Raw genomic sequence first — 14796 nt, 5'->3', positions numbered from 1 at the left:
GGTGTGCTCAATTCGAAGGGTCGCTGACCGCTTCCTTGATGACCTTGGTCAGGGCATCTCCCTGCATCCGGCCGATATCGTCCTGATACTTCAAAAGCGCGCCGAGCGTATCGCCGACCACTTCCGGCGTCAGCGAGCGTGCGTCGAGTTCGGTCAGCGCCGTCGCCCAGTCGATGGTCTCGGCGACACCCGGCACCTTGAACAGATCCTGATCGCGCAGCGCCTGCACAAAGCCGACCACCTGCTGCGACAATTTCGCGCTGATGTTCGGTACCCGCGATTTGACGATCGCAAGTTCTCGCTCGGCCGACGGATAGTCGACCCAGTGATAGAGACAGCGGCGCTTGAGGGCGTCGTGAATTTCGCGGGTCCGGTTCGAGGTCACGATCACGATCGGCGGATGCGGCGCGCGCACCGTACCGAGTTCAGGGATCGTCACCTGGAAGTCGCTGAGAATTTCCAGCAGATACGCCTCAAAGGCTTCGTCGGCGCGGTCAAGCTCGTCGATCAGCAGCACCGGCGGCCCGGCGACATCCGGTTCGAGCGCCTGCAGCAGTGGCCGCTTGATCAGATACTTCTCGGCGAAAATATCGGCGGAGAGCTGCTCGCGATCGGTTTCGCCGCCAGCTTCGGCAAGGCGGATCGCGATCATCTGCGCCGCGCTGTTCCACTCATATACCGCGGACGCAACGTCGAGACCTTCATAGCATTGCAGCCGGATCAGCTTGCGGCCGAGCGCGGCGCTGAGGACCTTGGCGATTTCAGTCTTGCCGACACCGGCCTCGCCTTCGAGAAACAGCGGCCGGCCCATGCGAAGCGAGAGATAAACCACCGTCGCCAGCGAACGTTCGGCGAGATAGCCGCGACTTGTCAGCAGGTCGAGCGTCGCATCGACGGAAGTGGGAATCGCCGATGTCGCACTCATGATAACGCTTGCCTCACCGATCAGGATTTTGCCGTTGCCGCTTCGACTGCTCGCCGCGCCAACACGTGAATGAGATGCGCCCGATATTCGGCGCTGCCATGAAGATCGCTGTTCAGCCCGTCCGGCGACACCGACAGGCCGTCGAGCGCTTTCGGCGAGAAGCGCTTCTTCAGCGCCTCCTCGAACTCCGTCACCCGGAACACGCCATCGCCGCCGGCGCCGGTGACCGCAACGCGCACTTCGGACGGCCGCTTGGCGACGAACACGCCGACCAGCGCGTAGCGCGAGGCCTGATTGCGGAATTTCTGATATGCGGCCTTCTTTGCCAGCGGAAACATCACCTTGGTGATGATCTCGTCCGGCTCGAGCGCAGTCGTGAACAGGCCCTGGAAAAACTCTTCCGGCTTCAACCGGCGCTTGTTGGTGATGATGGTCGCGCCCAGTGCCATGCAGGCGGCGGGATAGTCCGCGGTCGGATCGTTGTTCGCCAGCGAGCCGCCGATGGTACCCTTGTGGCGCACCGCCGGATCGCCGATCAGGCCGGCGAGATTGGCGAGCGCCGGAATGGCTTCACCGACGATTGCCGAATTGGCAACATCGGCATGAAGCGCGGTCGCGCCGATCACCAGATTGCGGCCCTTCATCTCGATGCTGTTGAGGCCTTCGATGTGCGACAGATCGACGAGATGCGGCGGGCTTGCCAGCCGCTGCTTCATCACCGGGACGAGGGTATGTCCGCCCGCGATCAGCTTGGCGTCCTCGTTCTTGACGAGCAGATTGGCGGCCTGCCGCACGGTGCCGGGGCGATGATATTTAAATTCGTACATGAGCGGTCCTTTGGGGTCGCCGTTCGGTCGCTTTACGCCAGGTCGGATTTCGCCATCGCCTTCGCGCCGGCGGCAATCGAGAGCACGATGTTCTGGTAGCCGGTACAGCGGCAGAGATTGCCTTCGAGTTCCTCGCGGATGGTGTGGTCGTCGAGATCATGGCCCTTGCGGTGAACCAGATCGACCGCAGTCATGATCATGCCGGGGGTGCAGAAGCCGCACTGCAAGCCGTGATGCTCACGAAACGCCTCCTGCATCGGGTGCAGCGGCGCACCATCGGCGGCAAGACCTTCGATGGTGGTGACATTGTGTCCGTCGGCCATTACGGCGAGCGTGGTGCACGACTTCACGGCCTTGCCGTCGAGATGGACGACACAGGCGCCGCATTGCGACGTGTCGCAGCCGACATGTGTGCCGGTCAGCTTGAGGTTCTCGCGCAGAAACTGCACCAGCAGCGTGCGAGGATCGACATTGGCCGCCACAGGGTTGCCGTTCACGATCAGCGAAATCTTGGCCATCGGCACTCTCTTGCTGGTTAGCTTATCGCCGGCCATCGCAGCATGCCGCATTGCACGGCATCAGCCAGCTTAAAATCGTTCCAAAGACATAATATGTGCCAAAGCGCCAATGGGCAACCTCAGCCGGCCAGAGTCGACGCAGGCGTGATATGCTAAAAACGCCCGTTAATTGCCACCTTTGACGGCCTCGGCAAAATTCGCGAAAAATTCATCGGCCAGCTTTTTCGCCGAGCCGTTGATCAGACGCTGACCGAGCTGCGCCAGCTTGCCGCCGATCTGGGCTTCGACATTATAGACAAGCAGCGTGCCGCCGTCCTTGTCCTGCAAATTGACCGTCGCGCCGCCCTTGGCAAATCCCGCAACTCCGCCCTCACCCTCGCCCGTGATCTTATAGCTGTTGGGCGGATCGAAGTCGCTGAGCGTCACGCGGCCCTTGAAGCGCGCCGACACCGGGCCGACCTTCATTTTGGCGACGGCCTGAAACTCGTTGTCGGACGTCTTGTCCAATTCTTCGCATCCCGGGATGCAGGATTTGAGCACGGCCGGATCGTTGAGCTTTTCCCAAACCACCTGACGGGGCGCCGGAAGTTGAACTTCGCCGGTCATTGTCATTGCCATGAGTATTGTCTCCCATTTGATCCGATGCGGCCCGGCCGCAGCTTCCACCAGTTAAGCCACCGCGCGGCCAAAGAAAAGGGGATCGCCGGATTGAAGATGATCCATATTCACGCCCGCAAAGACATTGGAATGGGACGATGAAAGGCGTTGGCAGGATTAGGCGCGTTGGCTAGGGTCGCGGCCCATGAGCACGTCCCTCCCGCCTTCGCTGGCGCCGCTCCTGTCCAGCCCCGCCATGCGCGCGGCCTGCGACGACACGGCACACCTGCAGCGCATGCTCGATTTCGAGAGCGCGCTGGCTAGGGCGGAAGCAGCAACCGGCGTGATCCCCGGGTCCGCCGTGGCCGCGATTGAAGCGGCCTGCCAGGCAGACCGATTCGACATTGCGGAGTTGGCGGAGGGCGTCGCGCGCGCCGGCAATCTTGCCATTCCGCTGGTCAAAGCCCTCACCGCAGAGGTCGCCAAATCCGATCCCGATGCGGCGCGCTATGTCCATTGGGGCGCGACCAGCCAGGACGTGATCGACACCGCGACCATGCTGGGCCTGCGCGCCGCGGTCGATACCTTGCTGCCGGATCTCGATCGCGCCATCGCCGGATTCGCCCAGCTCGCGCGCCAGCACCGTGACACGGCGATGGCGGCGCGGACATGGCTGCAGCACGCCCTGCCGATGCCATTCGGGTTGAAGCTTGCCGAATATGCCGCCGCCCTGCACCGCTCGCACCGGCGACTGAAGCGGCTGCGCGCGGATGACATCGTCTTGCAATTCGGCGGCGCGGCCGGAACGCTGGCGGCGCTTGGCGCCGACGGATTGAAGGTCGCCGAGCGACTGGCGAAAGAGCTGGATCTCCGGTTGCCGGATGCGCCATGGCACACCCATCGCGACCGCATCGCGGATGCCGCATCGGTGCTGGCGATTCTGGCGGGCACCTGCGGAAAAATCGCGCGCGATATCTCACTGATGATGCAGACCGACGTCGGCGAAGCTTTCGAGCCGGCCAGCGCCGGCCGTGGCGGCTCTTCGACCTTGCCGCACAAGCGCAATCCCGTCGCGTCAGCCTCCGCACTCGCTGCGGCGACCATGGCCCCCAATCTGGCGGCGACAATGTTTGCGGCCCAGGTGCAGGATCACGAACGCAGCGCCGGACCGTGGCATGCCGAATGGCCGACCTTGCCGACGCTGCAACTGGTCACCTCGGGGGCACTTGCCGCTATCGTCGACATTGCGGAGGGGTTGGAAGTCGACGCGACGCGGATGCGCGCCAATCTCGACAGTACGCATGGTCTTGTGATGGCCGAAGCGATTTCGATGGCTTTGGCCGAGAAGGTCGGAAAAAGCGAATCTCATCACATCGTCGAAGCTGCGTCACGCACGGCGATTAAGAGCAGAACGCACTTGCGCGACGTTCTGGCAAAGGATACCCGCGTGACGGCGCATCTGAGCGCCAGCGAACTGGAACGATTGTTCGAGCCGATGGCCTATCAGGGTGTTTCGCAAACGCTGATCGACCGGCTGCTCACCTCGATCGAGCAGCAATAAGAGACGGAGACTCCCATGCCGATGATCGATGCCGACGGCTGCCTGTTGAATGTATCCGTGGAAGGCCGCGACGGCGGGCCGACGCTGATGCTGTCGAACTCGCTCGGCACCACCATGCAGATGTGGGAGCCGCAAATGCCGGCGCTCACCAAGCTGTTTCGCGTGGTTCGCTACGACCGGCGCGGCCACGGCAAGTCCGGCCTCGGCACGACGCCCTACTCCATGGAGCGCTTCGGCAAGGACGTGCTCGCGATCCTCGACGATCTCAACATCGAGAAAACCCACTGGTGCGGGCTGTCGATGGGCGGCATGGTCGGACAATGGCTCGGCGCCAACGCCCCGAAGCGTTTCGACCGCATGATCCTGTCGAACACCGCCTGCTACTATCCGGACCCGACCAACTGGCACAACCGCATCAAGGCGGTGAAAGAAGGCGGCCTCGCATCGATCGCCGATGGCGTCATGACCGGATGGTTCTCCGCCGATTTCCGCGAGCGGGAGCCGCAGATCGTCGCACGCATGAAGGCAATGCTGCAGGCGACGCCGGTCGAGGGTTACCTCGCCTGCTGCGCAGCGCTCAGCACGCTCGACCAGCGCGAGTTGCTGCCGCGCATCAAGGCCAAGACGCTGGTGATCGCCGGCCGCAGCGATCCTGCCACACCGGTCGAGGCTGGAGAATTCATCCGCGGCCGTGTTCCCGGCGCCAGCATGACCATTCTCGATGCCGCGCATATCTCCAATATCGAGCAGCCGCACAATTTCACCGAAGCCGTGGTCGGTTTCCTGACCCAGCGCTAAAGGACCCACGATGGACGAAAGCGAGCGCCGCAACTCCGGCGATGCGAAGCGCCGAAAGGTTCTGGGCGACGCCTGGGTCGACAAGTCCGCCGCCAACAAAACGGCCTTCAACACGGACTTTCTCGATCTTATCACCCGCTATGCGTGGGGTGAGATCTGGACCCGGCCGCATTTCGACGAACGCACCCGCCGCGTGCTGGTGATCGGCACCATGATGGCGCTCGGACAATGGGACGAGTTCAGGATGCACGTGAGAGCCGCCCTCACCGAAGGCGGCTTCACACCGGATGACATCAAGGAAATCCTGTTGCAGCAGGCGATCTACTGCGGCGTGCCTGCTGCCAATCACGCAACCAAGGAAGCCGCCAGCGTGATTCAGGAGTTAGGGCTGAAGTGATGCCCAAGGTGCCGGGCATGCATTGCCTGCGCTGCTGACGACGACGCCTGCTGTTGCGGCATGTCGATCAGGAGAAGGATACCGGCGCCGATCAGCACCAGCGTTTCGCTGGCATGGAGGCGAAGCGCCTCGAATTCACCCAGCTGCGATGCCGCGATCAGGCTCGCCATACTGATGAGCGCACCGAACAGCAGCGCGAATCCGAGCGCCTCGTCGCAGCCCGCTTTTCTGCGCACCGATTCGCGCACGATCAGCACGAGAAAGACGAGGAAGAAGGCCGCCACGATCACCTTGCCGAGCGCCAGCAGCCACGCGAACCGCACCGTCTGAAGGACAGAGAAGCTCAGATGGTCGCTGATGAACATGCCCGGCGCGATATTCGCGCGGTCGTAAAGTCCGTGGACAGGAGAAATCCAGATTTTCATCGCAGCGATGGTCCACGCCGGAATGAAATAGGATGCCACCAAGGCACCGTTGAACGTGCTGAGCCGCCAGTCCGCTGTCCAGTTCTTTGTCCAGCCCTCGGGCATTTCGCGTCGCTCCCCGCTTCAGCCGCGCCACCGACCGGCGCGGCCACGACGTTTGCGAGGTAACTCTCCTCAAGTCAGAGCGGCAACGTCAACCATTTGTTTACCTTAACGGCGGGACCGAAAACGCCGGGTTATCCCCATCTCTCGACCCGGAACAGAAAAATCCCGCCTTGCGGCGGGATTTTCCGGCTGAACCATCCGAACCTGACTAGTGGCCGGCCTTCTGACCTGGCTTCTGGCTGCCTGGGTCCTGCTGCTGCTGACCCGGCTTCTGACCACCGCCCTGCTGCTGCTGACCAGGCTTCTGACCGGGCTGCTGGTTCTGCTGGCCGGGGCTCTGGTTCGGATTGTTCTGATTCTGGTTCGACATCTTGGACCTCCTGTTGAACGCGGGACCAACTGTCCGTCCTCGCCAAGGTTGCAACGGAACTCATTGCTCTTTGAGTTCCTCCGACACGATGATGTGTTGGCCATGGGCGCGGAACAAAACGCGTGCACTGCAAACGCGCTATACACAGGGCTCAACTTGCCGCGTCCCGCGCTGTTGCCGCTCCCGGTTCCCGCTGTTAAAAATTGTAGCAATGCAACGTCTTGGCTGCCGGAGCCTTCGACGTGACATTTCCAGATTTCTCAAGCGCGGCAGCCCATGGATTATTTCGCCCAGCAGCTCATCAACGGACTGGTGCTCGGCTCGATCTACGGCCTGATCGCGATCGGCTACACGATGGTCTACGGCATCGTCGGCATGATCAATTTCGCGCACGGCGACATCTTCATGATCGGCGGATTCATCGCGCTGATTTCCTTCCTGATTCTGGTCTCGATCGGGATGACCTTCGTTCCTGTGATCCTGCTGCTGGTGCTGCTGGTGGCGATGGCGATCACCGCGCTCTACGGCTGGACGGTGGAGCGGATCGCCTACCGGCCGCTGCGGCAATCGTTTCGCCTCGCGCCTATGCTGTCGGCGATCGGCATGTCTTTCGTGCTGTCGAACTATGCGCAGGTCGCGCAAGGCGCGCGCGTCAAGCCGGTGCCGCCGATCATCACCGGCGGATACACGCTGTTCGAGCAGGACGGCTTCGTGGTCCGGCTGTCCAACGTCCAGATCATCGTCGTCATCACGACGGTTGTTCTGCTGGCGATCTTCTCCTGGCTGGTCGCGCGCACCCGGCTCGGACGCGACATGCGCGCCTGCGAGCAGGACCAGACCATGGCGGCGCTGCTCGGCGTCGATGTCGATCGCACGATCTCGATGACCTTCGTGATCGGCGCCGCGCTCGCGGCCGTCGCCGGCATGATGTACCTGCTCTATTACGGCGTCGTCGATTTCTTCATGGGCTTTGTCGCCGGCATCAAGGCGTTCACCGCCGCCGTGCTGGGCGGCATCGGCTCGCTGCCCGGTGCGATGCTCGGCGGTCTCGCCATCGGCCTGATCGAGACATTCTGGTCGGCTTATTTCTCATCGGAATACAAGGACGTCGCCGCCTTCTCGATCCTGATCATCGTTCTCATCTTCCTTCCGACCGGCCTGCTCGGCCGTCCGGAAGTCGAAAAAGTCTGAGAGACCGGCGTGGCGCTCATCGATCGGCAACCCTCAGCACTCGCCGGCAACACGGCTCCAGCCCATGGCATCGCATTCATCCTGAAAAAATCCGCGATCAGCGCGCTGGTGGCGCTGGTGCTGTTCTCGCTGATGATCGGCATCCGCACCGAGGCCGGCGACGCAGGTGGACTGATCTACTGGACCCGATTCGGCAATCTCGCGGCCATGGTCGTCGCGGTTTTCGCAGGCAGCATCGTCGTCGAACTGCTGCGACAACGGCTGGCTCCGCGACGCGGCACGCCAGTCCTGTCAGCCGGTGCGCAGGCTGCGTTTTCCAGGATCGGCCGCTTCGCCGGCCCTGCGCTGCTGATCTTCGCACTCCTGATGCCAGTCATCTTTTACGACCAGCGCTACATTCTCGACCTCGGCATTCTGGTGCTGACTTACGTCATGCTCGGCTGGGGCCTGAACATCGTCGTCGGCCTCGCCGGGCTGCTCGATCTCGGCTATGTCGCATTCTACGCCGTCGGCGCTTATTCCTACGCGCTGCTGGCGACGACGTTCGGGCTCTCGTTCTGGATCTGCCTGCCGCTCGCCGGAATCCTCGCCGCCTTCTGGGGCATGATGCTGGGCTTTCCGGTGCTGAGGCTCAAAGGCGACTATCTCGCGATCGTCACGCTGGCATTCGGCGAAATCATCCGGCTGATCCTGCTCAACTGGCAGCATGTGACCGGTGGACCCAACGGCATCTCCAGCATCCCTCGCCCGTCGTTTTTCGGAATCCCGCTCACGCCCGCGGAAGACGGACTGGCGGCGCGGCTCGGCATCGAGTTCTCGCCCTCCCATCGCGTGATATTCCTGTTCTACCTGATCCTCGCGCTCGCGCTGCTGACCAACTGGGTCACCATCCGGCTGCGCCGCCTGCCGATCGGCCGCGCATGGGAAGCCCTGCGTGAGGACGAAGTCGCCTGCCGCTCGCTCGGCATCAACACCACCACAACCAAACTTACGGCGTTCGCCACCGGCGCGATGTTCGGCGGATTCGCAGGCGCCTTCTTCGCCACACGGCAAGGTTTCATCAGCCCCGAATCGTTTTCATTCCAGGAATCGGCGCTGGTGCTGGCCATCGTCGTTCTCGGCGGCATGGGTTCGCAGCTTGGCGTCGCGCTCGCGGCGGTGGCGATGATCGGCGGATTCGAACTGTTCCGCGGCTTCGAACAATTCCGCATGCTGGTGTTCGGCGCGGCGATGGTTTTCCTGATGATCTGGCGGCCACGCGGCCTGATCGGACATCGTGCGCCGTCGGTTTTTCTCGAGAAACCCACCGCGATTTCATCATCCATGGTCAAGGAAGGCCACGGATGACGGGAGAGAAAGTTTCCGACAACATCCTCGAGGTCGATCACCTGTCGATGCGCTTCGGCGGCATCGTCGCCGTCAACGATCTGTCGTTCACCGCCAGGCGCGGCGACATCACCGCGCTGATCGGTCCCAACGGTGCCGGCAAGACCACCGTCTTTAATTGCATCACCGGCTTCTACAAACCGACCACCGGCATGATGCGCATGATCCACGGCGACGGCAGCGTGTTCCTGCTCGAACGGCTGTTCGACTTCCGCATCTCCAAGCTCGCAAAAGTTGCGCGCACCTTTCAGAACATCCGTTTGTTCGCCGGCATGACCGCGCTGGAAAACCTGATGGTGGCCCAGCACAATCCGCTGATGCGGGCCTCTGGCTACACGTTCCTCGGCCTGATCGGTGCGCCGCGTTTCCGCGCCGCCGAGAACGCGGCGATCGAGCGCGCGCGCTACTGGCTCGAGCGCATCGGCCTGACCGCACGGGCCGACGATGCCGCCGGCAACCTGCCTTATGGCGACCAGCGGCGGCTGGAGATCGCCCGCGCGATGTGTTCCGAACCGGCACTGCTGTGTCTCGACGAACCCGCCGCCGGGCTCAACGCGCGCGAGGGCGAAGCGCTCAGCGAATTGCTGCGCATGATTCGCAAGGAACACGACACGTCGGTTCTCCTGATCGAACACGACATGTCGGTTGTGATGGAAATCTCCGACCGGATCGTCGTGCTCGACTACGGCGTCAAGATTTCCGAGGGCGCCCCGGAATACATCCGCGACGACCCCAAGGTGATCGCCGCTTATCTCGGCGCCGACGAGGAAGCCGCCGTCGCGGTGATGGAGGGCAACGCATGAGCGCGGCCGCCGCGACACCCCTCCTTGCCGTTCGCGGACTGCACGCGGCCTATGGCAATATCGAAGCGCTCAAGGGCGTCGATATCGAGATCGCGCCGGGCGAGATCGTGGCGCTGATCGGCGCCAACGGCGCCGGCAAATCGACGTTGATGATGTCGGTGTTCGGCAGGCCGCGCGCGGCGGCCGGCCGGATCGAGTTCGACGGCCAGGACATCACGCAGCTTCCGACCCATCACATCGCGCGGATGCGGATTGCGCAATCGCCGGAAGGCCGGCGAATTTTTCCGCGCATGAGCGTCGCCGAGAATCTGCGGATGGGCGCGGACGCCGCCAACGGCGGCAGCAGCGAGAGCGAGCGCAGTGCCGATCTCGATCGCGTCCTCACCCTGTTTCCACGCCTCAAGGAGCGCATGACCCAGCGCGGCGGCACATTATCCGGCGGTGAACAGCAAATGCTGGCGATCGGCCGCGCGTTGATGAGCCGTCCCCGCCTTCTGATGCTGGACGAGCCCTCGCTCGGCCTTGCTCCACTGATCACACGGCAGATCTTCGACGCGATCCGCACGCTCAACCGCAAGGACGGGCTGACCGTCCTGATCGTCGAGCAGAACGCGAACCATGCGCTCAAGCTCGCCCACCGCGGCTACGTCATGGTCAACGGCCTGATCACGCTGAGCGGCACCGGAACGGAACTGCTGGAACGGCCCGAAATCCGCGCGGCCTATCTCGAAGGCGGACGGCACTGATGGGCGCATACTACTCAAACGAATCCATCATTCAGGTGGCGCTGATCACGCTGGTCCTCGGCGGCGGCTGCGCGATCCTGACTGGTCGCGCCATCGCGCTGACCTGGCGCAGCATCTGGATCGCGGTCATCGCCATGATCCCGATGGGGATGGCAGTGCGCTTTATCCATTTCGCATTGTTCGATGAAACGCTTCTCGCACCGCAAACGTTTGTCATCGAGACAATCGTTCTGATCGTGATGTCATGCCTGTCGTTCCAGCGCACCCGCGCGCTCCAGATGGTCAGGCAATATTACTGGCTCTATCAGCCGCACGGCCCGCTGGGGTGGCGGCTGCGGCAAGATGTGCCAGCGCGGCCGTCACGAGGCTAAAAAAATGCCCATGACACCGGCGCCAAATCAGCCGACAATGCGTCGGGCTAGCTCCGTCCCGGCACCTTTCCGGCCGCCGGGCAATATCTGACAATTCCGGATCAGCGTGAGGAACACCTTATGAGAAAGAGTCACATCATCGGCCTGGCGCTCGGCGCATCCCTTGCCTTGTCGACTGCTGCATTCGCCCAGGACATCCCCGTCGCCGTTGCGGGACCGATGACGGGCGGAGAATCGGCTTTCGGCATCCAGATGAAAAATGGCGCGGAACTCGCGGTGGCCGATCTCAACGCGGCCGGCGGCGTGCTCGGCAAGAAGCTCGCCCTGCAGGTTGGCGACGATGCCTGCGATCCGAAGCAGGCCCGCTCGGTCGCCGAAAAGCTCGCCGGCGCGCATGTGCCGTTCGTCGCCGGACATTTCTGCTCGTCGTCCTCGATCCCCGCGTCGGAATCTTACGCCGAAAACAATATTCTCCAGATCACTCCGGCATCGACCAACCCGGTCTTCACCGAACGCAAGCTGTGGAACGTGCTGCGCATCTGCGGCCGTGACGATCAGCAGGGCGTGGTCGCCGCGCAATACATCCTGAAGACCTTCAAGGACAAGAACGTCGCGATCCTCAACGACAAGACGACTTACGGAAAGGGTCTTGCCGACGAAACCAAGAAGGCTCTGAACGCCGCTGGCTTCAAGGAGAAGCTGTTCGAATCCTACAACAAGGGCGACAAGGACTTTAACTCGATCGTCTCGCGCCTGAAGCGCGAGAACATCGATCTCGTCTATGTCGGCGGCTACCATCAGGAAGCCGGACTGATCCTGCGCCAGATGCGCGACCAGGGCCTCAAGACCGTTCTGATGGCCGGCGACGCCATGAACGCCAAGGAATTCGCTTCGATCACCGGCCCGGCCGCGGAAGGCACGCTGTTCACCTTCGGCCCCGATCCGCGCAACAAGCCGACTGCGAAAGCCATCGTCGAGAAGTTCAAGGCCAAGGGCATCGATCCGGAAGGCTACACGCTCTACACCTATGCCGCCTTCCAGATCTGGTCGCAGGCTGCCGCCAAGGTGAAGTCCACTGATCCGAAGAAGGTCATCGCCGCGATCAAGGACGGCTCGTGGGACACGGTTCTCGGCAACCTGTCGTTCGATGCCAAGGGCGACATCAAGCAGATCGACTACGTCGTCTATAAGTGGGACGCCAAGGGCAACTACGCCGAGATCAATCCCGGCAAGGGCTCGTAACTTCGTCATCCTCGATCTGAGGGTGCACCAGATTAACAACAGTCGTCATGGCCGGGCTTGTCCCGGCCATTTCGATTCAGGGAGCACGGTGCTCCCCTAAGCGAGATTCCCGGCATAAAGCCGGGCATGACGGGATTACGGTAATCTCCTCAGCCGAAATTCTGCAGCGCGGGGAATGTCTCCAGCAACCAGATGCTGAACGTCGAGACCATTCCGGTCAGAAAGCCAATGCCGACCAGAATCATCAGGACACCCATCGCGCGCTCGATGGTCGCGAGATGCCGTTTCATGCGGCTGAAAACGGACGAGAACCGCTCGATCATGAAGGCGGCAATCAAAAACGGAATCCCGAGCCCGGCGGAATAAACTGCCAGCAGGCCGGCGCCTTTCGCTACGGTTGCCTCGGAGGCTGCGACCGACAGGATCGCCGCCAGAATCGGCCCGATGCATGGCGTCCACCCGAACGCGAATGCCAGTCCCATCACGTAGGCGCCCCACATGCCGACCGGCTTCGGGATCGGCAGCCGCCCTTCCCGCATCAGGAAGCCGATGCGGGTCAGGCCGAGGAAATGCAGCCCCATGACGATGATGACGATACCTGCGACGATCGACAGTTCCGCCGACCATGCGCGGATCAGTCCGCCAATCAGGCTGGCACTGGCGCCGAGTGCGACGAACACCGTTGAAAAGCCGAACACGAACATCAGCGCCGACAGCATCACGGCGCGGCGCGACACGGACGGAGCCTCGTCGTTGGCGACGCGCTCGATCGTCGCACCGGTCAGATAGACGAGATAGGCGGGTACCAGCGGCAGCACGCAGGGCGACAAAAAGCTGACAAGGCCTGCGATGAGCGCGGCGGGGATCGAAACAGTCTCAATCATGACGCCAGATGCCCTGCCCCGGCACCGGAAAGCAAGGGCTGCGGCACGTGTTGACTTGTATTTGAACTCATCGTGATCGCGAGTTTCACGCGCCGATCATTGAAGATGAAGCGCGCCTGCTGCTCGTTGTTACGCTTTATCCCGCTTTTGCGCGGTACGCGCCTGTGCAATTATCGATGTAGAGGTATTTGCATGAAGAATCTTCTCACCGATATCGCTGGCGTTCGTGTCGGTCACGCCGACGATGCCGCAGTCGCCTCCGGTGTCACCGCAGTGGTGTTCGACCGCCCGGCTGTCGCGGCAATGGACGTGCGCGGCGGCGGACCGGGAATCCGCGAAGGCGCATTGCTCGATCTGGTCAACACGGTCGAGACGGTGGATGCCATCACGCTCTCCGGCGGTTCGGCTTTCGGCCTCGATGCCGGCGATGGCGTGCAGGCGTGGCTCGCCGAGCACGGACGTGGCTTTACCATCGGCGATGCCGTCATCCCGATCGTTCCCGGCGCGATTCTGTTCGACCTGCTCAACGGCGGCAACAAGAAGTGGGGCCGCTTCGCGCCGTTTCGCGATCTCGGTCATACCGCCGCGGCCGCGGCGAGCGAGACATTCGCGCTTGGCAGCATTGGTGCCGGTCTTGGCGCGACCACGGCGAATCTCAAGGGTGGTCTTGGTTCAGCATCGGCGCAGATGGAGAGCGGCATTCGCGTCGCAGCACTGGCCGCGGTCAATGCCGTCGGCAGCGTGACGGTTGGCGATGGTCCCTGGTTCTGGGCTGCTCCGTTCGAGCAGAACAAGGAGTTCGGCGGGCGCGGCCTGCCGGCGGAGTTTACGAAAGACATGCTCGCCGCACGCCTGAAAGGCGGCACTGCGGCCACTGCAATCGAAAACACCACGCTTGCAGTTGTCGTCACAGATGCGATCCTCACCAAGCCGCAGGCAAAGCGACTGGCTATGATCGCGCAAACCGGATTCGCGCGCGCGATTTATCCGGTTCACGCACCGCTCGACGGCGACGTCGTGTTCGCGGCCGCGACCTGCGAAAAATCCGTCGATCCGCTCTACGGCCTGACTGAACTCGGCATGGTTGCGGCCAACGTACTGGCGCGTGCCGTTGCGCGCGGCGTTTATGAGGCGCGTCCCTTGCCGTTCGCAGGCGCATTGCCGTCGTGGAAAGCCAAATTCGCCGAGTGAATTTTTTCTCTGCTGCGGCGATACGCAAAAGCACGTAGGCCGACGCGTATCCTGCTGCATCAAATTGCGAGAAACCCCGGCCGTTTAAGGTTAGCTTCGCATTTCGATTGCCGGATCGATTTTCGCGATCATTCTCCGCGTCGTGCGTAACCCCACGCACACAACAGTGGAAAAAGCGTCATGAAGAAAGTCTTGTGTCTGGCTGTCCTCGCAACCGCGCTCGCCGGCGCTCCGGCGTTTGCCAAAGGCAACCGCCTGAACCTGGGAGCGAACGTCCTCACCGGTAAGGGCGGCGTGGTTGGCCTGCTCAACGGCAAGGGCGCTCTCGTGGTCAATGCCGGCCTCACCACCGGCAAGCGCGGCGTGCTCGGTGTCCTGCTCGGGCGCGGCGGTGCGCTGGGCGGACTGCTCGGCGGTGGCGGCTGCGGCTGCCACTAACCCGAACCACTGATGGCCGCG

18 protein-coding genes are annotated in these 14796 nt (G+C 62.6%); 11 read left to right on the top strand and 7 right to left on the bottom strand.

From position 1 onward, the window contains the following. Nucleotides 1-7: 7 nt before the first annotated feature. The 4 genes from ASC80_RS03575 to ASC80_RS03560 form a co-directional block, all read right to left on the bottom strand. A complete protein-coding gene (locus ASC80_RS03575) occupies nucleotides 8-925 on the bottom strand; it encodes an AAA family ATPase (protein ID WP_056292907.1) in 918 nt (305 codons plus the stop codon). 20 nt (nucleotides 926-945) lie between these two features. After that, nucleotides 946-1752, bottom strand: coding sequence for an FAD binding domain-containing protein (locus ASC80_RS03570; RefSeq protein ID WP_056292906.1), 807 nt, complete (start codon nucleotides 1750-1752; stop codon nucleotides 946-948). A 32-nt stretch (nucleotides 1753-1784) separates the two neighbouring features. Then, nucleotides 1785-2270, bottom strand: a complete 486-nt coding sequence (locus ASC80_RS03565) for a (2Fe-2S)-binding protein (protein WP_056295525.1) — start codon at nucleotides 2268-2270, stop codon at nucleotides 1785-1787. 165 nt (nucleotides 2271-2435) lie between these two features. Beyond that, on the bottom strand, nucleotides 2436-2888 hold the full coding sequence (locus ASC80_RS03560; RefSeq protein ID WP_056292904.1) for an SRPBCC family protein: 453 nt from the start codon (nucleotides 2886-2888) through the stop codon (nucleotides 2436-2438). Between the two features lie 184 nt (nucleotides 2889-3072). Here ASC80_RS03560 and ASC80_RS23515 point away from each other — a divergent pair, with 184 nt between their 5' ends. The 3 genes from ASC80_RS23515 to ASC80_RS03545 are packed head-to-tail and all read left to right on the top strand — an operon-like array spanning nucleotide 3073 to nucleotide 5623. Further along, the gene (locus ASC80_RS23515) at nucleotides 3073-4428 is read left to right on the top strand and encodes a 3-carboxy-cis,cis-muconate cycloisomerase (RefSeq protein WP_056292903.1); all 1356 of its coding nucleotides are present in this window, start codon (nucleotides 3073-3075) and stop codon (nucleotides 4426-4428) included. A gap of 15 nt (nucleotides 4429-4443) precedes the next feature. Next, nucleotides 4444-5226: a 3-oxoadipate enol-lactonase gene (gene pcaD, locus ASC80_RS23510; RefSeq protein WP_056292902.1), complete on the top strand. Its 783-nt coding sequence runs from the start codon at nucleotides 4444-4446 to the stop codon at nucleotides 5224-5226. A gap of 10 nt (nucleotides 5227-5236) precedes the next feature. After that, nucleotides 5237-5623 (top strand): carboxymuconolactone decarboxylase family protein, encoded by a 387-nt coding sequence (locus ASC80_RS03545; RefSeq protein ID WP_056292901.1) that lies wholly within the window; start codon nucleotides 5237-5239, stop codon nucleotides 5621-5623. Here the strand turns inward: ASC80_RS03545 and ASC80_RS03540 are convergent. Together ASC80_RS03540 and ASC80_RS24105 are read right to left on the bottom strand one after the other, a co-directional pair. Beyond that, a complete protein-coding gene (locus ASC80_RS03540) occupies nucleotides 5602-6153 on the bottom strand; it encodes a hypothetical protein (protein WP_056292899.1) in 552 nt (183 codons plus the stop codon). The genes ASC80_RS03545 and ASC80_RS03540 overlap by 22 nt on opposite strands. A 208-nt stretch (nucleotides 6154-6361) precedes the next feature. Next, complete coding sequence (locus tag ASC80_RS24105) at nucleotides 6362-6523, bottom strand: hypothetical protein (protein ID WP_200941141.1); 162 nt, start codon at nucleotides 6521-6523, stop codon at nucleotides 6362-6364. Nucleotides 6524-6799: 276 nt separating this feature from the next. Here ASC80_RS24105 and ASC80_RS03535 point away from each other — a divergent pair, with 276 nt between their 5' ends. The 6 genes from ASC80_RS03535 (at nucleotide 6800) to ASC80_RS03510 (ending at nucleotide 12262) form a co-directional block, all read left to right on the top strand. Continuing rightward, nucleotides 6800-7714: an ABC transporter permease subunit gene (locus tag ASC80_RS03535; protein WP_056292898.1), complete on the top strand. Its 915-nt coding sequence runs from the start codon at nucleotides 6800-6802 to the stop codon at nucleotides 7712-7714. 18 nt (nucleotides 7715-7732) lie between these two features. Next, the gene (livM, locus tag ASC80_RS03530) at nucleotides 7733-9061 is read left to right on the top strand and encodes a high-affinity branched-chain amino acid ABC transporter permease LivM (RefSeq protein ID WP_056295522.1); all 1329 of its coding nucleotides are present in this window, start codon (nucleotides 7733-7735) and stop codon (nucleotides 9059-9061) included. After that, entirely contained in the window at nucleotides 9058-9903 is an 846-nt protein-coding gene (locus tag ASC80_RS03525; RefSeq protein WP_056292897.1) for an ABC transporter ATP-binding protein, read from the top strand. Before livM ends, ASC80_RS03525 begins: the two co-directional genes overlap by 4 nt. Further along, the gene (locus ASC80_RS03520; RefSeq protein WP_056292896.1) at nucleotides 9900-10649 is read left to right on the top strand and encodes an ABC transporter ATP-binding protein; all 750 of its coding nucleotides are present in this window, start codon (nucleotides 9900-9902) and stop codon (nucleotides 10647-10649) included. Before ASC80_RS03525 ends, ASC80_RS03520 begins: the two co-directional genes overlap by 4 nt. Continuing rightward, nucleotides 10649-11020, top strand: a complete 372-nt coding sequence (locus ASC80_RS03515) for a DUF6867 family protein (protein WP_056292894.1) — start codon at nucleotides 10649-10651, stop codon at nucleotides 11018-11020. The genes ASC80_RS03520 and ASC80_RS03515 overlap by 1 nt, the downstream gene beginning before the upstream one ends. Before the next feature lie 120 nt (nucleotides 11021-11140). Beyond that, nucleotides 11141-12262 carry a branched-chain amino acid ABC transporter substrate-binding protein gene (locus ASC80_RS03510; protein WP_056292893.1) on the top strand — a complete coding sequence of 374 codons (1122 nt, stop codon included), beginning with the start codon at nucleotides 11141-11143 and terminating at the stop codon, nucleotides 12260-12262. 149 nt (nucleotides 12263-12411) lie between these two features. Here ASC80_RS03510 and ASC80_RS03505 read toward each other — a convergent pair whose 3' ends face one another. Next, nucleotides 12412-13146 carry a cytochrome c biogenesis CcdA family protein gene (locus tag ASC80_RS03505; protein ID WP_056292891.1) on the bottom strand — a complete coding sequence of 245 codons (735 nt, stop codon included), beginning with the start codon at nucleotides 13144-13146 and terminating at the stop codon, nucleotides 12412-12414. A gap of 192 nt (nucleotides 13147-13338) precedes the next feature. Here ASC80_RS03505 and ASC80_RS03500 point away from each other — a divergent pair, with 192 nt between their 5' ends. Further along, complete coding sequence (locus tag ASC80_RS03500; RefSeq protein WP_056292889.1) at nucleotides 13339-14337, top strand: P1 family peptidase; 999 nt, start codon at nucleotides 13339-13341, stop codon at nucleotides 14335-14337. Nucleotides 14338-14517: 180 nt separating this feature from the next. Then, nucleotides 14518-14775, top strand: coding sequence for a hypothetical protein (locus ASC80_RS03495; RefSeq protein ID WP_056292888.1), 258 nt, complete (start codon nucleotides 14518-14520; stop codon nucleotides 14773-14775). Nucleotides 14776-14796 lie beyond the last annotated feature (21 nt).

Origin of the sequence: Afipia sp. Root123D2, from assembly GCF_001425835.1 — a bacterium.
In the GTDB taxonomy this organism is placed as follows: Bacteria; Pseudomonadota; Alphaproteobacteria; order Rhizobiales; family Xanthobacteraceae; genus Afipia.
Note: the sequence above shows the minus strand (reverse complement) of the source record. Positions and strands in the feature narration are given on the sequence as shown.